The organism is Erwinia sp. JUb26 (assembly GCF_003751505.1).
GTDB lineage: Bacteria > Pseudomonadota > Gammaproteobacteria > Enterobacterales > Enterobacteriaceae > Erwinia.
This window is the reverse complement of sequence record NZ_RJVB01000010.1, coordinates 141,317-159,821: the sequence shown is the minus strand read 5'-3', so window position 1 is coordinate 159,821 and position 18,505 is coordinate 141,317. Positions and strand designations below refer to the sequence as shown.

The 18,505-nt window shown below is 54.1% G+C and carries 18 protein-coding genes; 12 read left to right on the top strand and 6 right to left on the bottom strand.

The features are described from left to right. Position 1 precedes the first annotated feature (1 nt). The 9 genes from murD to lpxC all read left to right on the top strand — a co-directional run bounded on the left by murD (position 2) and on the right by lpxC (position 10,389). The gene (gene murD, locus EC836_RS22340; protein WP_123337242.1) at positions 2-1,318 is read left to right on the top strand and encodes a UDP-N-acetylmuramoyl-L-alanine--D-glutamate ligase; all 1,317 of its coding nucleotides are present in this window, start codon (positions 2-4) and stop codon (positions 1,316-1,318) included. Continuing rightward, positions 1,318-2,526, top strand: a complete 1,209-nt coding sequence (gene ftsW, locus EC836_RS22335) for a cell division protein FtsW (protein WP_123337239.1) — start codon at positions 1,318-1,320, stop codon at positions 2,524-2,526. Before murD ends, ftsW begins: the two co-directional genes overlap by 1 nt. Before the next feature lie 3 nt (positions 2,527-2,529). Further along, positions 2,530-3,588, top strand: a complete 1,059-nt coding sequence (gene murG / locus EC836_RS22330; protein WP_123337237.1) for an undecaprenyldiphospho-muramoylpentapeptide beta-N-acetylglucosaminyltransferase — start codon at positions 2,530-2,532, stop codon at positions 3,586-3,588. A 60-nt stretch (positions 3,589-3,648) separates the two neighbouring features. Then, entirely contained in the window at positions 3,649-5,127 is a 1,479-nt protein-coding gene (gene murC, locus EC836_RS22325) for a UDP-N-acetylmuramate--L-alanine ligase (RefSeq protein WP_123337235.1), read from the top strand. Then, complete coding sequence (locus EC836_RS22320; protein WP_123337233.1) at positions 5,120-6,040, top strand: D-alanine--D-alanine ligase; 921 nt, start codon at positions 5,120-5,122, stop codon at positions 6,038-6,040. The genes murC and EC836_RS22320 overlap by 8 nt, the downstream gene beginning before the upstream one ends. 1 nt (position 6,041) lies before the next feature. Further along, positions 6,042-6,884, top strand: coding sequence for a cell division protein FtsQ (gene ftsQ / locus EC836_RS22315; RefSeq protein ID WP_123337231.1), 843 nt, complete (start codon positions 6,042-6,044; stop codon positions 6,882-6,884). Further along, positions 6,881-8,137: a cell division protein FtsA gene (gene ftsA, locus EC836_RS22310; RefSeq protein ID WP_105595356.1), complete on the top strand. Its 1,257-nt coding sequence runs from the start codon at positions 6,881-6,883 to the stop codon at positions 8,135-8,137. Before ftsQ ends, ftsA begins: the two co-directional genes overlap by 4 nt. Before the next feature lie 78 nt (positions 8,138-8,215). Continuing rightward, a complete protein-coding gene (ftsZ, locus tag EC836_RS22305; protein WP_105595357.1) occupies positions 8,216-9,370 on the top strand; it encodes a cell division protein FtsZ in 1,155 nt (384 codons plus the stop codon). Between the two features lie 101 nt (positions 9,371-9,471). After that, entirely contained in the window at positions 9,472-10,389 is a 918-nt protein-coding gene (gene lpxC / locus EC836_RS22300; protein WP_105595358.1) for a UDP-3-O-acyl-N-acetylglucosamine deacetylase, read from the top strand. A 12-nt stretch (positions 10,390-10,401) separates the two neighbouring features. Here lpxC and EC836_RS22295 read toward each other — a convergent pair whose 3' ends face one another. Then, positions 10,402-10,911, bottom strand: coding sequence for a DUF721 domain-containing protein (locus EC836_RS22295; RefSeq protein WP_123337229.1), 510 nt, complete (start codon positions 10,909-10,911; stop codon positions 10,402-10,404). Between the two features lie 21 nt (positions 10,912-10,932). Between EC836_RS22295 and secM the strand changes: the two genes are divergently transcribed. Next, the gene (secM, locus tag EC836_RS22290; protein ID WP_123337227.1) at positions 10,933-11,436 is read left to right on the top strand and encodes a secA translation cis-regulator SecM; all 504 of its coding nucleotides are present in this window, start codon (positions 10,933-10,935) and stop codon (positions 11,434-11,436) included. A gap of 74 nt (positions 11,437-11,510) precedes the next feature. Then, positions 11,511-14,216, top strand: coding sequence for a preprotein translocase subunit SecA (gene secA / locus EC836_RS22285; RefSeq protein WP_123337225.1), 2,706 nt, complete (start codon positions 11,511-11,513; stop codon positions 14,214-14,216). A gap of 119 nt (positions 14,217-14,335) precedes the next feature. Here secA and EC836_RS22280 read toward each other — a convergent pair whose 3' ends face one another. Then, a complete protein-coding gene (locus tag EC836_RS22280) occupies positions 14,336-15,112 on the bottom strand; it encodes an A24 family peptidase (protein WP_370348397.1) in 777 nt (258 codons plus the stop codon). Positions 15,113-15,318: 206 nt separating this feature from the next. Further along, positions 15,319-15,909 (bottom strand): hypothetical protein, encoded by a 591-nt coding sequence (locus tag EC836_RS22275; RefSeq protein WP_123337220.1) that lies wholly within the window; start codon positions 15,907-15,909, stop codon positions 15,319-15,321. Positions 15,910-16,321: 412 nt separating this feature from the next. On the opposite strand from EC836_RS22275, the gene mutT reads away from it, so the two are divergent. Next, complete coding sequence (mutT, locus tag EC836_RS22270) at positions 16,322-16,714, top strand: 8-oxo-dGTP diphosphatase MutT (protein ID WP_123337218.1); 393 nt, start codon at positions 16,322-16,324, stop codon at positions 16,712-16,714. A gap of 36 nt (positions 16,715-16,750) precedes the next feature. Here mutT and yacG read toward each other — a convergent pair whose 3' ends face one another. From yacG to coaE, 3 genes are read right to left on the bottom strand one after another with little or no spacing between them, the layout of a single operon-like run. Then, positions 16,751-16,954, bottom strand: coding sequence for a DNA gyrase inhibitor YacG (gene yacG / locus EC836_RS22265; protein ID WP_123337216.1), 204 nt, complete (start codon positions 16,952-16,954; stop codon positions 16,751-16,753). Positions 16,955-16,963: 9 nt separating this feature from the next. Continuing rightward, the gene (gene zapD, locus EC836_RS22260) at positions 16,964-17,707 is read right to left on the bottom strand and encodes a cell division protein ZapD (RefSeq protein ID WP_123337214.1); all 744 of its coding nucleotides are present in this window, start codon (positions 17,705-17,707) and stop codon (positions 16,964-16,966) included. Between the two features lie 4 nt (positions 17,708-17,711). After that, positions 17,712-18,323, bottom strand: coding sequence for a dephospho-CoA kinase (gene coaE, locus EC836_RS22255; RefSeq protein WP_123337212.1), 612 nt, complete (start codon positions 18,321-18,323; stop codon positions 17,712-17,714). Positions 18,324-18,505: the final 182 nt, after the last annotated feature.

The following is an 18,505-nucleotide window of genomic DNA, read 5'->3' as shown; positions in this document are numbered from 1 at the left end:
CATGGCTGACTATCAGGGTAAAAAAGTCGTCATCATCGGGTTGGGCCTGACCGGTCTTTCCTGCGTTGATTTCTTTTTAGCGCGCGGCGTCACGCCGCGCGTGATGGATACCCGCGTCGTACCGCCAGGGCTGGAAAAACTCCCGGCGGAAGTTGAGCGCTGGCTGGGATCGCTGAACGACCGCTGGCTTCTGGACGCTGACCTGATAGTCGCCAGCCCGGGTATGGCACTGGCGCATCCGGCACTGATGGATGCGGCGGAAGCGGGCGTTGAGATTGTTGGCGATATCGAATTGTTCTGCCGCGAGGCGCAGGCACCGATCGTCGCCATTACCGGCTCTAACGGTAAAAGCACCGTCACCACGCTGGTGGGTGAAATGGCACAGGCCGCCGGCTGGCAGGTGGGCGTCGGTGGCAATATCGGCCTTCCGGCGCTGATGCTGCTGGATAAACCAGCGCAGCTGTACGTGCTGGAGCTTTCCAGCTTCCAGCTGGAGACAACCAGCAGCCTGCACGCGGCGGCGGCCACGATCCTCAACGTCACTGAAGATCACATGGACCGCTACCCGCTCGGCATGCAGCAGTATCGTGCCGCTAAGTTACGGATTTATGAAAACGCGGCGGTTTGCGTGGTCAACGCGGATGACGCCATGACTATGCCGGTACGCGGCGCTGACCAGCGCTGCGTCAGCTTTGGCGTGGACGTGGGTGACTATCATCTTAATCGCCAGCAGGGCAACACCTGGCTGCGGGTTAAAGGTGAGAAGGTGCTGAACACCGCTGAAATGAATCTGACGGGCCAGCATAACTACAGCAATGCGCTGGCCGCGCTGGCGCTGGCGGATGCCGTAGGCCTGCCACGCGCAACCAGCCTGAAAGCCCTGACCACCTTTGCTGGCCTGGCGCATCGCTTCCAACTGGTGCATGACAATAACGGCGTGCGCTGGATTAACGATTCCAAAGCCACCAACGTCGGCAGCACCGAGGCGGCGCTGAATGGTTTACAGGTTGCCGGTACGCTGTGGCTGCTGTTGGGCGGCGACGGTAAATCAGCCGATTTCAGCTCGCTGACCCGCTACCTGCAGGGCGACAACATTCGCGTTTACTGCTTTGGCCGCGACGGTGAGGAACTGGCGGCACTGCGGCCGGACATTTCCGTGCAAACGGACACAATGGCTGAAGCGATGGTGCAGATTGCCGCTCAGGTTAAATCGGGCGATATGGTGCTGCTGTCACCCGCCTGCGCCAGCCTCGACCAGTTTAAAAACTTTGAGCAGCGCGGCGACCTGTTTGCCCAGCTGGCACAGGAGATGGGCTGATGCGTTTACCCGGTCTGAGCCTTGCCGGTGGCATTTCCGATCGCCTGAAGGGCTGGGTGATGGGATCGCGCGAAAGCGATACCAACTCGATGGTGCTGTACGACCGGATGCTGCTGTGGCTGACCTTTGGCCTGGCGATTATCGGTTTTGTGATGGTAACGTCGGCATCGATGCCGGTGGGGCAGCGCCTCTCGGACGATCCGTTTTATTTCGCCAAGCGTGATGCGTTCTATATTGCGCTGGCGTTCGGTATGTCGCTGGTCACGCTGCGGGTGCCGATGGCCGTCTGGCAGCGCTACAGCAACATCATGCTGATGGTCACGATTGTGATGCTGCTGGTGGTACTGGTCGTCGGCAGCTCGGTTAACGGTGCGTCGCGCTGGATTGCCCTCGGGCCGCTGCGCATTCAGCCGGCGGAACTGTCAAAGCTGGCCCTGTTTTGCTATCTGGCCAGCTATCTGGTGCGCAAGGTTGAAGAGGTCCGCCATAACTTCTGGGGCTTCTGTAAGCCGATGGGCGTGATGGTGGTGCTGGCCGTGCTGCTGCTGGCGCAGCCCGACCTCGGAACCGTGGTGGTACTGTTTGTGACCACGCTGGCGATGCTGTTTCTTGCCGGGGCGAAATTATGGCAGTTCCTGGCGATTATCGGCTCTGGAATCTTTGCCGTTTGCCTGCTGATTGTGGCGGAACCGTATCGTATGCGACGCGTCACGTCGTTCTGGAATCCGTGGGAAGATCCGTTCGGCAGCGGCTACCAGTTGACCCAGTCGCTGATGGCCTTTGGTCGCGGTGAATTCTGGGGCCAGGGCCTTGGGAACTCGGTGCAAAAACTGGAGTATTTACCCGAGGCACATACCGATTTTATCTTCTCGATTATTGGGGAAGAACTGGGTTATATCGGTGTGGTTTTCGCGTTGTTAATGGTATTCTTCGTCGCTTTTCGCGCGATGTCCATCGGGCGCAAGGCGTTAGAGATCGATCAGCGATTTTCGGGCTTTCTGGCGTGCTCAATTGGCGTCTGGTTCAGCTTCCAGGCTCTGGTTAACGTTGGCGCTGCGGCGGGCATGTTACCGACCAAGGGTCTGACGCTGCCGCTGATCAGTTACGGTGGATCGAGTCTGATTATTATGTCGACCGCTATCGTGCTGTTGTTACGTATTGATTATGAAACGCGTCTGGCAAAAGCCCAGGCGTTTACGCGAGGTTAGTCGATGAGTGGAAAGCGACTGATGGTGATGGCCGGTGGAACCGGAGGGCACGTTTTCCCCGGGCTGGCAGTTGCGCACCATCTTATGGCACAGGGCTGGCAGGTACGCTGGCTGGGAACCGCAGATCGGATGGAAGCGGACCTGGTGCCAAAGCACGGAATCGACATCGAGTTTATCCGCATTAGCGGACTGCGCGGTAAAGGCATCAAGGCACAGCTGGCGGCACCGCTGCGTATCTTCAACGCCTGGCGCCAGGCCCGGGCGATTATGAAGCGCTGGCAGCCGGATGTGGTGCTGGGAATGGGCGGCTATGTTTCCGGCCCCGGCGGCCTGGCCGCGTGGAGCTGCGGTATTCCGGTCGTGCTGCATGAACAAAACGGTATTGCCGGGCTGACCAACAAATGGCTGGCAAAAATTGCCAAAAAAGTGATGCAGGCGTTCCCGGGCGCGTTTCCGAATGCGGAAGTGGTCGGCAACCCGGTGCGAACCGACGTGCTGGCGCTGCCGTTACCGGCAGAACGTCTGACCGGACGCGAAGGCCCGGTTCGCGTACTGGTCATTGGCGGCAGCCAGGGCGCGCGCGTGCTGAATCAGACTTTGCCAGAAGTGGCCGCGATCCTCGGCGATCGCATTACGCTGTGGCATCAGGTGGGGAAGGGCGCGCTGGACAGCGTTAATCAGGCTTATGCTCAGGTCGGGCAGACCCAGCATAAAGTCGCAGAATTTATTGATGATATGGCGGCAGCCTATGCCTGGGCGGACGTTGTGGTATGTCGTTCCGGCGCACTGACCGTCAGCGAAGTCGCGGCGGCGGGATTACCGGCGATTTTCGTACCATTCCAACATAAAGATCGCCAGCAGTACTGGAACGCGCTGCCGCTGGAACAGGCAGGTGCCGCAAAAATTTATGAGCAGCCGCAGTTTACCGCTGAAACGGTGGCTTCAACGCTGGCAGGCTGGGACCGTGCAACGCTGCTGCAGATGGCCGAAAAGGCCCGCGCCGTTGCTATCCCGGATGCAACAGAGCGCGTCGCTGCTGAAGTCAGCAAAGCGGCGCGGTAAACACTATTTGCTGAAGTGGGCGTACCCGCTTCATAGAAACACAGGTGTGGCAAAGAAGAGATGAATACACAACAACTGGCAAAACTGCGTTCTATCGTGCCCGAGATGCGTCGCGTCCGGCACATCCACTTTGTTGGCATCGGTGGTGCCGGCATGGGCGGTATTGCCGAAGTGTTGGCGAATGAAGGTTATGAAATCAGCGGCTCTGACCTGGCACCGAACGCGGTGACTCAGCATCTGAGCGGGCTGGGCGCAACGATCTATTTCAACCATCGCCCGGAAAACGTCAGCGACGCCAGCGTGGTCGTGGTTTCGACGGCGGTGGCGCAGGATAATCCGGAAGTGCTGGCCGCACGTGAGGCGCGTATCCCGGTGATCCGTCGCGCGGAAATGCTGGCCGAACTGATGCGCTTCCGCCACGGTATTGCGATTGCCGGCACGCACGGGAAAACCACCACCACGGCGATGGTGTCCAGCATTTATGCCGAAGGCGGGCTGGATCCAACGTTCGTGAACGGAGGCCTGGTTAAGGCTGCGGGCACCCATGCGCGCCTGGGCAGCAGCCGTTATCTGATTGCTGAAGCGGATGAGAGTGATGCGTCATTCCTCCATCTGCAGCCGATGGTGGCGATTGTCACCAACATTGAAGCCGACCATATGGACACGTACCAGGGCGACTTTGAGAACTTAAAGCAGACGTTTATTAACTTCCTGCACAACCTGCCGTTTTACGGCCGTGCGGTGCTGTGTATTGATGACGCGGTGATCCGCGATCTGCTGCCGCGCGTCGGGCGCCAGATTACCACTTACGGCTTCAGTGAAGACGCCGATGTGCGGGTTGAGAATTACGAACAGCGCGGCGCGCAGGGCCTGTTTACGCTGGTGCGCCACGACAAGCCGTTAATGCATGTGACGCTGAACGCCCCGGGCCGCCATAACGCGCTGAACGCCGCGGCCGCCGTGGCGGTTGCCACAGAAGAAGGCATTGAGGATGAAGATATCCTCAGCGCGCTGGAGAGCTTCCAGGGCACCGGACGTCGCTTTGACTTCCTCGGCGAATACCCGCTGGCAGAAGCCAACGGTCAGCCGTCGGGCACGGCGATGCTGGTTGATGACTATGGACATCATCCGACCGAAGTTGACGTGACGATTAAAGCCGCACGCGCAGGCTGGCCGGACAAACAGCTGGTGATGATTTTCCAGCCGCACCGCTATACGCGCACTCGCGATCTGTATGACGATTTCGCTAACGTGCTGTCGCAGGTCGATGTGCTGCTGATGCTGGATGTCTATTCTGCCGGTGAAACCGCTATCCCTGGAGCCGACAGCCGTTCGCTGTGCCGCACGATCCGCGGCCGTGGCAAGGTCGATCCGATTCTGGTTTCCGATCATGACGCCGTACTGGAAACCCTGCTGCCGAAGCTTTCCGGCAATGATTTGATCCTGGTTCAGGGTGCAGGAAACGTTGGGCGTATTGCCCGCAAACTGGCAGAGCTGAAGTTACAACCGCAGACGAAAGAAGAGGAATATCATGGCTGATAAAGTAGCGGTATTGCTGGGTGGAACGTCCGCAGAGCGTGACGTATCCCTGTTATCGGGTGCGGCCGTACTGGCCGGACTGAAAGAAGCGGGCGTGGATGCACATCCGGTAGATATTCGTGATGTTCCTGTACTGAGCCTGAAAGAACAGGGCTTTACCAAAGCATTTATCGCGTTGCACGGTCGTGGCGGTGAAGACGGCACGCTGCAGGGCGTTCTTGAGTTCCTGGATATTCCTTACACCGGTAGCGGCGTGATGGCATCGGCTATCACGATGGATAAGCTGCGCAGCAAGTTCCTCTGGCAGGGCTGTGGGCTGCCGGTGTCGCCTTATGTGGCGTTGACCCGCAAGCAGATGGATGCCGGTATCGACGGTGACGTTGCCGACAGCATCGCTGCCCTGGGCATGCCGCTGTTTGTGAAGCCAAGCCGCGAAGGCTCAAGCGTGGGGATTTCCCGCGTGAATCATGCGTCGCAGCTGCACGCGGCGCTGGTGGAAGCCTTCCGCCACGATGATGAAGTGCTGGTTGAAGCGTTCCTCAGTGGCCCGGAGTACACCGTTGCGGTAATCGGCGACCAGATTATGCCGTCTATCCGTATTCAGGCGGCGAGCGAATTTTATGATTATCAGGCGAAGTACATCTCTGATGATACGCAATATTTCTGCCCGTCAGGGCTCAACGACGAGCAGGAAGCCGAATTAAGCCAGCTGGTGATCGCTGCATGGCGCGCACTGGGATGCAGCGGCTGGGGCCGCGTCGACGTGATGATGGGCGGCGACGGGCGCTTCTACCTGCTTGAGGTGAACACCTCGCCGGGAATGACCAGCCACAGTCTGGTGCCGATGGCAGCAAAACAGGCAGGTCTGAGCTTCTCGCAGCTGGTAGTACGCATTCTGGAACTGGCCGACTGATATGTCTCAGGCGGCGTTAAATGTTCGAAATCGTGAAGCGCAGCAGGAAAAAGCGCGAACCGGGCGTAGCAATGGCTCGCGCCTGGCCGGGATCCTGTTTTTGCTGATGGTTATCGGCACCATGCTGGCGGGTGGTTTTGTTGTTCTGAAATGGATGGACGATGCATCAAGGCAGCCGTTATCGAAGCTGGTGGTGACGGGGCAAACCCACTACACCAGGAACGATGATATTCGTCAGGCGATTTTATCGCTTGGCGAACCCGGCACCTTTATGTCGCAGGATGTGGACATCATCCAGCAGCAGATCGAACGCCTGCCGTGGATCCAGCAGGTGAGCGTGCGTAAGCAGTGGCCGGACGAATTAAAGATTCATCTGGTTGAGTATGTGCCGGTTGCGCGTTGGAATGATGTGCACATGGTTGACGCCGAAGGGAAATCGTTCAGCGTTCCGGCCAGCCATCAGGATAAAGAAGTGTTACAGCTGCTGTATGGCCCGGAAGGAAGCGAAACGGAAGTGTTGACCGGCTACCACCAGATGCGGGACGTGCTGGCAGCGAACAAATTTAAGTTAAAGGCTGCTTCAATGACCGCGCGGCGTTCATGGCAGCTGGTGTTAGATGATGATATCCGTCTGGAGCTGGGACGTAACGAAGATATGAAGCGGTTGAAGCGCTTCATCGCTCTCTACCCGACTCTGCAACAGCAGGGCCAGACGGAAAATAAGCGTATCAGCTACGTGGACCTGCGTTATGACTCTGGCGCGGCAGTAGGATGGACACCCGAACTCATTACTAGCGCTGACAGTCATCAGCAACAGAATCAGGTACAGGCTAAACAACAATGATCAAGTCGACGGACAGAAAACTGGTAGTTGGACTCGAGATAGGCACCGCGAAGGTTGCCGCCCTGGTAGGAGAAGTCCTGCCCGATGGCATGGTCAATATTATCGGGGTGGGCAGCTGCCCGTCTCGCGGCATGGATAAAGGCGGCGTGAATGACCTTGAATCGGTAGTGAAGTGCGTTCAGCGCGCTATCGATCAGGCTGAGCTGATGGCAGATTGTCAGATTTCTTCGGTTTATCTGGCGCTGTCGGGCAAACATATCAGCTGCCAGAACGAAATAGGGATGGTTCCTATTTCAGAAGAGGAAGTAACGCAGGAAGATGTGGAAAACGTGGTTCACACCGCGAAATCCGTCCGTGTTCGTGATGAACACCGCATCCTCCATGTTATTCCGCAAGAATACGCGATCGACTATCAGGAAGGGATCAAAAACCCGGTTGGATTATCCGGCGTGCGCATGCAGGCAAAAGTGCATCTGATCACCTGCCACAACGACATGGCGAAGAACATCGTCAAAGCGGTTGAACGCTGTGGCCTGAAAGTCGATCAGCTGATTTTCGCCGGCCTGGCCTCAAGTTTTGCCGTGTTGACCGAAGACGAGCGCGAACTGGGCGTTTGTGTTGTTGATGTCGGCGGCGGCACGATGGATATCGCGGTTTATACCGGCGGCGCGCTGCGCCACACCAAAGTTATCCCTTATGCGGGGAACGTGGTCACCAGCGATATCGCTTATGCTTTCGGTACGCCGCCAACGGATGCCGAGGCAATTAAAGTTCGTCACGGTTGTGCACTCGGCTCAATCGTTGGCAAAGATGAAAACGTCGAAGTGCCGAGCGTGGGTGGCCGACCACCGCGCAGCCTGCAGCGTCAGACGCTGGCTGAAGTCATTGAGCCGCGTTACACAGAACTGCTGAATCTGGTGAATGACGAGATCCTGCAGCTGCAGGAACAGCTTCGCCAGCAGGGCGTTAAACATCACCTCGCGGCCGGTATCGTTCTGACCGGCGGCGCGGCGCAGATTGAAGGATTAGCGGCTTGTGCCCAGCGTGTTTTCCACACGCAGGTGCGCATCGGACAGCCGCTGAACATTACAGGATTAACGGATTACGCGCAGGAGCCGTACTACTCAACGGCGGTTGGCTTACTGCACTACGGAAAAGAATCTCACCTCAGCGGTGAAGCAGAAGTAGAAAAAAGAGCCTCAGTGGGTAACTGGTTCAAGAGAATCAACAGCTGGCTGAGAAAAGAGTTTTAATTTTTACCAGAGAGATCATGCTAGTCTTATTAGTATTAGCGATCTCCAGGCGAACAGGCACATAAACGGAGAGAAATTATGTTTGAACCTATGGAATTAACCAATGACGCGGTGATTAAAGTCATCGGCGTCGGCGGCGGCGGCGGTAATGCCGTAGAGCATATGGTGCGTGAACGTATCGAAGGCGTTGAGTTCTTCGCGGTAAATACAGATGCTCAGGCCCTGCGCAAGACTGCAGTAGGCCAGACAATTCAGATCGGTAACGGAATCACCAAAGGTCTGGGTGCGGGTGCAAACCCGGAAGTCGGCCGTAACTCCGCCGAAGAAGATCGTGAAGCACTGCGTCAGGCGCTGGATGGTGCTGACATGGTGTTTATCGCTGCCGGTATGGGCGGCGGTACTGGAACAGGTGCTGCACCTGTTGTTGCCGAAGTGGCAAAAGAACTGGGCATCCTGACGGTTGCTGTGGTGACCAAGCCATTTAATTTTGAAGGCAAAAAACGCATGGCGTTTGCCGAGCAGGGTATCGCCGAGCTGTCTAAGCACGTCGATTCACTGATCACTATTCCTAACGACAAGCTGCTGAAAGTGCTGGGTCGCGGTATTTCACTGCTGGATGCCTTCGGTGCGGCTAACGACGTGCTGAAAGGTGCAGTGCAGGGTATCGCTGAGCTGATCACCCGTCCGGGTCTGATGAACGTTGACTTTGCTGACGTGCGCACCGTGATGTCCGAAATGGGCTACGCGATGATGGGCTCTGGCGTGGCATGCGGTGAAGACCGTGCGGAAGAAGCGGCAGAAATGGCGATCTCCAGCCCGCTGCTGGAAGATATCGACCTGTCTGGTGCGCGCGGCGTGCTGGTTAACATTACCGCTGGCTTCGATCTGCGTCTTGATGAATTCGAAACCGTGGGTAACACCATCCGTGCCTTCGCATCCGACAATGCTACCGTGGTTATCGGCACATCACTGGATCCGGAAATGAACGACGAACTGCGCGTCACCGTGGTGGCAACCGGTATCGGCATGGACAAACGTCCAGAAATCACGCTGGTGACCAACAAGCAGTCTTCTCAGCCTGTAATGGACCATCGTTACCAGCAGCACGGTATGTCGCCGCTGCCTCAGGAACAGAAACCTGCTGCAAAAGTGGTTAACGATCAAAGTCCTCAGACCAACAAAGAGCCAGATTACCTGGATATTCCTGCTTTCCTTCGTAAGCAGGCGGATTAAGAATTTACCTAAAAAGTGGGAAAATTCACTCTTTGTGTTAAACTATTCGCCCGCCAGTGCAGTAAACTGGCGATCGGATAGAATTTTTGCGAGATAATGCGATGATCAAACAACGGACTCTAAAACGTATTGTTCAGACGACTGGCGTCGGTTTACACACCGGCAAAAAAGTCACGCTGACGTTACGCCCTGCGCCGGCTAATACCGGGGTCATCTATCGCCGCACTGACTTGAATCCACCGGTAGATTTTCCGGCCGATGCAAAATCCGTGCGTGATACCATGCTCTGTACTTGCCTGGTGAATGAGCATGACGTGCGTATTTCGACAGTCGAACATCTGAACGCAGCCCTTGCCGGCCTCGGTATCGATAATATTGTGGTGGAAGTTAACGCGCCTGAAATTCCAATTATGGACGGCAGCGCAGCACCCTTTATCTATCTGCTGATGGATGCCGGTATTGAAGAACTGAACAGCGCCAAGAAGTTTGTCCGCATCAAACAGCCTGTCCGGGTTGAAGATGGTGACAAATGGGCCGAGCTTTCGCCGCATAATGGTTTCTCTCTGGATTTTACCATTGATTTTAACCATCCGGCCATCGACTCCAGCTCTCAGCGCTACCGCATGGACTTCTCTGCAGAAGCCTTTGCTCGTCAGATCAGCCGTGCTCGTACTTTCGGCTTTATGCGTGACATCGAAGCGCTGCAGTCTCGTGGCCTGTGCCTGGGCGGCAGTTTCGACTGTGCAATCGTGGTGGATGACTACCGCGTATTGAACGAAGACGGTTTACGCTTCGAAGACGAATTCGTACGTCACAAAATGCTCGATGCGATCGGTGACCTGTACATGTGTGGCCATAACATCATTGGTGCGTTTACCGCATTCAAATCGGGCCATGCACTGAATAACAAGCTGCTGCAGGCGGTTCTGGCTAAGCAGGAAGCGTGGGAATGGGCAACGTTTGAAGACGAAGCTGAACTCCCGGTGACATTCAAGGCACCAAACCTGGTTCTGGCGTAAGCCATAACCACTCTAACGACTGGTTGAGCTGGTACTCTCTCCGGCCAGCGAGGCCAGTCGTTCTAATATCTTCTTCAGTTTTTCCGGGCTCTGGTTCGCGACGCTGCGTAAAATCTCTGCACTATGTTCACTTAACTGCCTGATCGGCGGTTGTTCTGCTTTTAGCTTCTGAATGCTGCTTTCTTGAACGGATTCATGTCCTTTTACCGCAAGGGAAGGATTAATCCTGATGTCGATCGACGTCAATGATGGTAATATTTGTGCACGTAAAGCTGACAGCAGGCTGGATTGTTCATAGCGTAAACGCATCAACCAGCTGGCGTTAGCCGTTTCGATCACCAGAATTCCCTGGCGGAAATTAGCCACACGGCACCAGGGATGCAGCTGAGCGGGAATAACCCCTTGCACTGCGCGATTAAGCTTGTTCAGAGCAATAGCTCGCTGCTGAATATTTTGCAGCATGCTTTTATCCTGGGCCTGGTCGAAATAACTTTCAATTGATTGTGGGCGACTATCACGCATAGCTAGCTCCGGCGGAACACAGTGATCGGTATTCTAAATCGTTGGCGACAATTTGGCAGACGCTATTTCTGGCCGCATCTCCTGTTGGGGATGGTCGCGGCGAGTCTCGGCTTGCCTCAGGCGTCAGCGCATGACCGCACTACCTTAGCAGAAACCTCTTCACGAAGCCTTAATATCGGTACCGCCGCGCGTTTTGATAGCCTGGCACTGCTGCAGGAAAGCGTTCGCCGCCCTTCATTCAGCGTAGACTACTGGCACCAGCATGCGATTCGCACGGTGATCCGCCATCTATCGTTTGCACTGACGCCATCTGTTGTCCCGGTTGCCGAAGAAGTTCAGCCACTGCAGGCGCAAAAGTTGGCGCTGCTTGATACGCTTAACACACTGCTGACGCATGAGGCGCGGCCTCCGGTTATCATTCGCCGTACCGTTCCGCGCGAAGCGACCGCTCTTCCTTCTCATCATATCGGCCTGTGGCTGGCCCAGGTTCGCGGCATTCGCGCCGGACCCTCACTTCTCAGCTAAAATTAAATAAAAATCGTTAATAATCAAATAGCATGACCGTGGCAAGAGGCCGTGGCTGAGAGAAATTACTTATTATGTTTACAAAAATACTGACTAAAGTTTTTGGTAGCAGCAATGACCGCACCCTGCGTCGTATGCGCAAAGTTGTTGAGCAGATCGGAAAAATGGAGCCGGACTTCCAGAAGCTGACCGATGAAGAGCTGAAGGCGAAAACCGGCGAATTCCGTGCCCGTCTGGAAAAAGGCGAAGTGCTGGAAAACCTGATCCCTGAAGCGTTCGCCACCGTGCGTGAAGCCAGCCGTCGCGTGTTTGGGATGCGCCACTTCGACGTCCAGCTGCTGGGCGGTATGGTACTGAACGATCGCTGTATTGCCGAGATGCGTACCGGTGAGGGTAAAACCCTGACGGCGACTCTGCCAGCCTACCTCAACGCCCTGAGCGGCAAAGGGGTTCACGTGGTCACCGTCAACGATTACCTGGCCCAGCGTGACGCCGAAAACAACCGTGGACTGTTCGAATTCCTGGGCCTGAGCATCGGTATTAACCTGCCGGGTATGCCATCACCGGCCAAGCGTGCCGCCTACGCTGCGGATATCACCTACGGTACCAATAACGAATACGGCTTTGACTACCTGCGTGACAACATGGCGTTCAGCCCTGAAGATCGCGTACAGCGCAAGTTGAACTATGCGCTGGTGGATGAGGTGGACTCGATTCTGATCGATGAAGCTCGTACGCCACTGATCATTTCCGGCCCGGCGGAAGACAGCTCAGAGCTGTACATCAAAGTAAATAAAATCATTCCTGGACTGATCCGCCAGGAAAAAGAAGACTCCGACACGTTCCAGGGCGAAGGCCACTTCTCGGTTGATGAGAAATCGCGTCAGGTTCACCTGACCGAACGCGGTCTGGTGACGATTGAAGGGCTGATGGTCAGCGAAGGCATTATGGAAGAGGGCGAGTCTCTTTACTCGCCGGCTAACATTATGATGATGCACCATGTCACTGCCGCGCTGCGTGCCCATGTGCTGTTCACCCGCGACGTTGATTACATCGTAAAAGATGGCGAAGTGATCATCGTTGACGAACACACCGGTCGTACCATGCAGGGGCGTCGCTGGTCTGATGGTCTGCATCAGGCTGTAGAAGCGAAAGAAGGCGTAGAAATTCAGAACGAAAACCAGACGCTGGCTTCAATCACCTTCCAGAACTACTTCCGCCTGTACAACAAGCTGGCCGGTATGACCGGTACGGCGGACACGGAAGCCTTCGAATTCAGCTCAATCTACAAGCTGGATACTATTGTGGTGCCAACCAACCGTCCGATGGTGCGTAAAGATCTTCCTGACCTGGTCTATATGACCGAGAAAGAGAAAATTGATGCGATCATCGAGGATATCCGTGAGCGTACCGCCAACGGACAGCCGGTGCTGGTCGGGACCATCTCGATTGAAAAATCGGAAGTGGTTTCCAACGAGCTGACCCGTGCGGGGATTAAACACGAAGTTCTGAATGCCAAGTTCCACGCCCGCGAAGCGGATATCGTGGCGCAGGCGGGCCAGCCGGGCGCGGTCACTATCGCCACCAACATGGCCGGTCGTGGTACCGATATCGTGCTGGGCGGCAGCTGGCAGACTGAACTGGCCGAGCTGGAAGCGCCAACCCAGGAGCAGATCGACGCCATTAAGAGCGCATGGCAGATCCGTCATGATGCGGTGCTGGCTTCCGGTGGTCTGCACATTATCGGTACCGAGCGCCATGAATCGCGCCGCATCGATAACCAGCTGCGTGGCCGTTCCGGTCGTCAGGGTGACAACGGTTCATCCCGTTTCTATCTGTCGATGGAAGATGCTCTGATGCGCATTTTCGCTTCGGACCGCGTGTCTAACATGATGCGTAAGCTGGGAATGAAGCCTGGCGAAGCCATTGAACACCCGTGGGTTACCAAAGCGATCGCCAACGCACAGCGTAAGGTAGAAAGCCGTAACTTCGACATCCGTAAGCAGCTGCTTGAATATGATGACGTGGCAAGCGACCAGCGCCGCGCAATCTACACCCAGCGTAACGAACTGCTCGACGTGTCCGACGTGTCAGAAACTATTGTCAGCATTCGCGAAGACGTCTTTAAAGCGACCCTCGACAGCTATATTCCACCGCAGTCGCTGGAAGAAATGTGGGATGTTCCTGGTCTGCAGGAGCGTCTGAAAACCGATTTCGATCTCGACCTGCCGATTGGCGACTGGCTGGATAAAGAGCCCGATCTGCATGAAGAGACGCTGCGCGAGCGTATTATGGAACAGGCGAACGAGCAGTATCGCCGTAAAGAAGAAGTCGTTGGCGCAGAGATGATGCGCAACTTCGAAAAAGGCGTGATGCTGCAGACGCTAGACTCGCTGTGGAAAGAGCACCTTGCCGCGATGGACTATCTGCGTCAGGGCATCCATCTGCGCGGCTACGCGCAAAAGGATCCGAAGCAGGAGTACAAACGTGAATCCTTCGCTATGTTTGCCGCCATGCTGGAGTCGCTGAAGTATGAAGTTATCAGCACGCTGAGCAAGGTTCAGGTACGTATGCCGGAAGAAGTTGAGCAGATGGAAGAACAGCGCCGTCAGGAAGCTGAACGCCTGGCTCAGCAGCAGCAGCTCAGCCATGTCGATGATGAAACCGAAGCCGCTCAGGAACTGGCTGCTCAGACCGGTGAGCGTAAAGTCGGTCGTAACGACCTCTGCCCGTGCGGTTCAGGTAAAAAATACAAACAGTGTCATGGCCGCCTGGCGTAATCTGCCAGCCAGCTAAGATCTGCATCAGGGCCGGGTAAATACCCGGCCTTTTTTTATACTTGAAAGAAAAAGAAAGGACAGCAAACAGCAAAAAGACAGCGAAGGCATGGGCAGGATACTCATTTCGCGTTTCCGACAATAAACAGAACCAGTCCAGCAGCGGCCAGTCCGGGACCAAACGGAAAAGGCGTGGTGAGAGAGCGCTGGGAAATCAGGCGGCTGGCGCAAAGCCAGATAAGACTGCCGAGCGATGCCAGCAATAACAGCATTGGTAACGCCTGCCAGCCCAGCCATGCGCCTAAGGCGGCCAGCAGCTTGGCATCACCCATACCTAGCACCTCTTTCCCCCGCAGCAGGCGATAGCCATGCGCAGGTAACCAGAGCGCCAGATAACCACTCAGTGCTCCGATCACGCTCTGCTGTAATGAAATATGCGGCAGGCAGTGGAGAATTTGAAACAGCATCCCCAGCCATAACAGCGGCAGAGTCAGTAAATCAGGCAACAGCAGGTGCTCTATATCGATCAGGGCCAGTGCCAGAAGCAGCCAGACCAGCGTCCAGGAAGCAATCAGCGCACCGCCTGTCGGCAGCAGTGCCGCCATCATCAGACACAACAGCGTACTGGTTAATTCGACCAGCGGATAGCTGCGAGAAATGGCGTGCGAGCAATAGCGGCAGCGGCCTCGCAGTATCAGCCAGCCAATCAGGGGAATATTGTCCCTGCAGGCAAGCAGATGGCCACAGTGAGGACAGTGGGACCGCGGCAGACAGAGATTATAGCTAACCTCCCCCTGCCTTATCATCCGTGGAAGGCGGTAAATCACTACGTTGAGCATACTGCCGAAGCAGGCCCCCAGCAGTGCAGCGAAAAAGAACAAAGCGGCATGGTTCATCAGGTAACTCCTTTTACCCTTTACCTGTTATCTGAGCAGCCTGTAACTGGGTGCAACTGCTACGGTACGTTCGTAACGTGCGAGTATCGATTCACGTTAACGCTGTTTGAGGCTATCGCCATTTATCAGTCTCGTACAGTCTCAGTGCTGGTGTAATGATGGTTATGGAAGCCTGCCCGCAGTTTCTCTGCGTCTTTACATCCGCTTTGTCAGATAAACATAACCAGAGCCACAAACATACACAGGATGAAGGCATTCTGTGCAATAGACGATTGAGTAAAATAAGGATGCCGCATAAATTTTTCCGTCAATGAAATACCGCTGTGTTTAACATTCTCTGTGTTCATTACCGTATTTTTCACGGCATTGTCGGTATCAGTTATTGGATCGTTTAGGGATGTTCCCTGTTTTAATGATGTAAAGTCCTCAGTGTGGGGTTTTGCAAGGATTCCCCACTGTTTCTCATTTAATTTTAAACCGTAATACGGTACGGTAACCAGCAAGTTAGCGGGAAGTTTATTACGATTTAACAAAGCCCTGAGTTGAAACGTCAGTTGATGATAGTTATTGTCACTTATCCGCTGGTGATTTTCGTACCATACAATATTGATAATATCCCGCTTGGTGTAAACTTTCTTTAGAAGACATACAAATAAACGTTTTTGTGATTCATTCAGAGCAATGCTCTGCTTTCGTGCTGATATTTCAAGCGTGTTGTTGTTGCAGTCAATGAATACGCCTTCTGATAACTCCAGCATGTCGTGATTAAGTATTTCTATGCATTCTTCAGTGCTAAACATTCTTCAATCCTTATTATTTGGTGTTTTCAATGGCAATAATGCTAATTTTAAGAGGTGCTGTTTGCAACGGGGTAAAGTTATTAAGGTATGATTAATAATAAATTAATTCTCTTATCCTGTTGTTTTTGAAGAAATTAATAGAGAAAATATAATGTTTATTAATAACAAATTAAAAACGAAAATATTGATATTAATCATTTGTCTTGATGGTTCCATACCCTGTGGGTTGTAAGCTTTAACGAGTTTTTTAATTCTAAAGACTGCCTGTGGGGGAATTTAATAACGCAGGACTTATCTTAAAGCTGAATGCTTTATGGACAGTGAGTTTCCGTAGTAGGAGTGAAAGGAGTGTTGCGGATACACCACGGTAAATGCTAATGTTTAAACTTATCTTTCTATCAGAGTGACAATGATGAAGTATCTGCATATTGCTGTGGGCATTATACGCGACGCACAGAAGCGTATTTTTCTGACTCAGCGTTCGGCTGATTCTCATATGGCGAATAAATGGGAGTTTGCCGGTGGGAAACTGGAGTTGGGCGAAACGGCCGAACAGGCATTAAAGCGTGAACTGAATGAAGAGGTGGGGATTGATGCGGTTAGTTTTCTACCCTTTATGACAATAAAGCATCAATTTGACGATCGGCACGTGACAATTGAATTTTTTATTGTGGAAGAGTGGCTGGGTGAGCCTTATGGCAGGGAAGGACAGCCACAGCGTTGGATTGCCCAGAGTGAACTAGTGGCTGAAGAATTTCCTCCGGCCAATGCCGAAGTGATTGCCCGTCTGAAAGCCAGCGCATGAACGCAGGTCGCTTTAAACGGGCCATGAATTAAACCGTTACCGAAATTCGTCTTGCTGTTCGCTCCAGTCATCGCTGTCATTCATGTCGCGATGGCTGGGGATATATTTCTCTTCAGCGGCCCATTCACCTAAATCAATTAGCTGGCAGCGCTTACTGCAGAAAGGGCGCCAGGTACTTTGTTCGGCCCAAACTACCTGCTTACCGCAGGTCGGGCAATCCACCATCGTTACATCATTCATTTTATAACCTTAACAACAGGCCAGCTCGAAATCGAGACGGGCAGGAACTTCACCATTTTCACTGTCCAGCGGCAGGAAGCGAATAGCATAACGGCTCTTATGGCCGGAAACCTGAGGATACAGTGAATCCTCAAGCCTTAACTGTAAACGCAACAGATCGGCGTTTTCTGCGTTGTCCTGAAAGAAGCCATTCAGGCTGGTGTGATTACGGAAAATCCCGGCCTGGCGAATCAAATCAAGAATGGTGGTAAGCGCAGAGCGAATAGGGTCCAGCGAACTTAGCCACAGGCTTACCTGACGATCGCGTACCGATTGATCAACGTGCAGCCAGATATGCAATGTGGGAAGGTCAAAGCTACAGCATCCGCCGGGAATGCTTAAACGCTGACGGACCAGTCCAATCATTCTGTCTTCACGCAGCGTCTGCCCCATACGCGGTGCCGCCATCAGCGCATCGTTGCGCTTTCTGAGGTCGCTGCTCAGCGCATTGACCAGGGTGATATCTACACCCGGCAGCTCAGCCCATGAGCGCAGCTTTTGTTGCTGCCGCTCCAGCTCTTTCAAAATTTCGGTTCTTAACTCACCGCGTTCAAAAACGTCCAGCAACTCCGCCGCATTGCGAAAAAAAGTCAGTGCGCCCAGATGGTCAACAATATTCTGGCTGGCGGACAGCTGCTTGAGTAAGAACTCAATCCGTAACCAGGTGCGCATTTTTTCATTCAGTGGATATTCAAAAAGAACCGTTGTGCTCATGCTGTTAATCCCGATCGCTTGCCGTAGCCAGTGCGCTGTAGCGCTGGTTGAGTAGGGCAACGCGCGCTATCACCTCATCCGGTGACGCGCTGTTATCAATAATGTCATCAGCCACCGCCAGGCGCGCTTCGCGTGAAGCCTGGGCAGCCAAAATGTTTTCAGCCTGTTCGCGACTGATACTGTCGCGAGCCATAGTGCGGATCAGCTGAGTTTCTCGATCCACATCAACAACCAAAACCCGGTCAGCCAGGCGTTGCAGTCCATTTTCTACCAGTAGCGGGACAACCCACAAACACCATGCAGAATGTGCTAATGCTAACTGTCGTTGCGTCTCTGCGTGGATAAGAGGGTGTAACAAATTGTTAACCCAATTTTTCTCTTCGGCAGAGCTAAAAATGATATGACGCAGCCCGGCGCGGTTCAGCGCACCATTCGGTAGCAGGACATCATCACCAAATCTTTTATGCAGGGCTAACAGCGCGGGTTGACCCGGCTCAACCACCTGCCGGGCAATGATATCGGCATCAATAATGTCAACACCCAGCCGGGCAAAGGCATTCGCCACGGTACTTTTTCCACTGCCGATTCCTCCGGTCAGCGCCACGGTATAAGGCATAGACTTTATTCTCGCTGTCCTGTCACTGCGCATCTGCAACGTTACCGGGGTTTTTCCGTACGGAAGACGGCAAATATGAGGCACAGATCACAAGAGATTTATTCAGGTATATTTACCGGATTGTAGCGTAAATATTTCATGTTTCGCAGTCTTGTCGGCGCGTTTTTAGCGCGTATGATAAC

What these genes read in the sequence shown, in the direction of transcription:
- murC (WP_123337235.1), top strand. Translation starts at nt 3,649, where the DNA reads ATGAATACACAACAACTGGCAAAACTGCGTTCTATCGTGCCCGAGATG.
- murG (WP_123337237.1), top strand. Translation starts at nt 2,530, where the DNA reads ATGAGTGGAAAGCGACTGATGGTGATGGCCGGTGGAACCGGAGGGCAC.
- mutT (WP_123337218.1), top strand. Translation starts at nt 16,322, where the DNA reads ATGAAGTATCTGCATATTGCTGTGGGCATTATACGCGACGCACAGAAG.
- coaE (WP_123337212.1), bottom strand. Translation starts at nt 18,323, where the DNA reads ATGCCTTATACCGTGGCGCTGACCGGAGGAATCGGCAGTGGAAAAAGT.
- ftsQ (WP_123337231.1), top strand. Translation starts at nt 6,042, where the DNA reads ATGTCTCAGGCGGCGTTAAATGTTCGAAATCGTGAAGCGCAGCAGGAA.
- yacG (WP_123337216.1), bottom strand. Translation starts at nt 16,954, where the DNA reads ATGAATGATGTAACGATGGTGGATTGCCCGACCTGCGGTAAGCAGGTA.
- EC836_RS22275 (WP_123337220.1), bottom strand. Translation starts at nt 15,909, where the DNA reads ATGTTTAGCACTGAAGAATGCATAGAAATACTTAATCACGACATGCTG.
- secA (WP_123337225.1), top strand. Translation starts at nt 11,511, where the DNA reads ATGTTTACAAAAATACTGACTAAAGTTTTTGGTAGCAGCAATGACCGC.
- ftsZ (WP_105595357.1), top strand. Translation starts at nt 8,216, where the DNA reads ATGTTTGAACCTATGGAATTAACCAATGACGCGGTGATTAAAGTCATC.
- ftsA (WP_105595356.1), top strand. Translation starts at nt 6,881, where the DNA reads ATGATCAAGTCGACGGACAGAAAACTGGTAGTTGGACTCGAGATAGGC.
- ftsW (WP_123337239.1), top strand. Translation starts at nt 1,318, where the DNA reads ATGCGTTTACCCGGTCTGAGCCTTGCCGGTGGCATTTCCGATCGCCTG.
- EC836_RS22320 (WP_123337233.1), top strand. Translation starts at nt 5,120, where the DNA reads ATGGCTGATAAAGTAGCGGTATTGCTGGGTGGAACGTCCGCAGAGCGT.
- zapD (WP_123337214.1), bottom strand. Translation starts at nt 17,707, where the DNA reads ATGAGCACAACGGTTCTTTTTGAATATCCACTGAATGAAAAAATGCGC.
- lpxC (WP_105595358.1), top strand. Translation starts at nt 9,472, where the DNA reads ATGATCAAACAACGGACTCTAAAACGTATTGTTCAGACGACTGGCGTC.
- EC836_RS22295 (WP_123337229.1), bottom strand. Translation starts at nt 10,911, where the DNA reads ATGCGTGATAGTCGCCCACAATCAATTGAAAGTTATTTCGACCAGGCC.
- murD (WP_123337242.1), top strand. Translation starts at nt 2, where the DNA reads ATGGCTGACTATCAGGGTAAAAAAGTCGTCATCATCGGGTTGGGCCTG.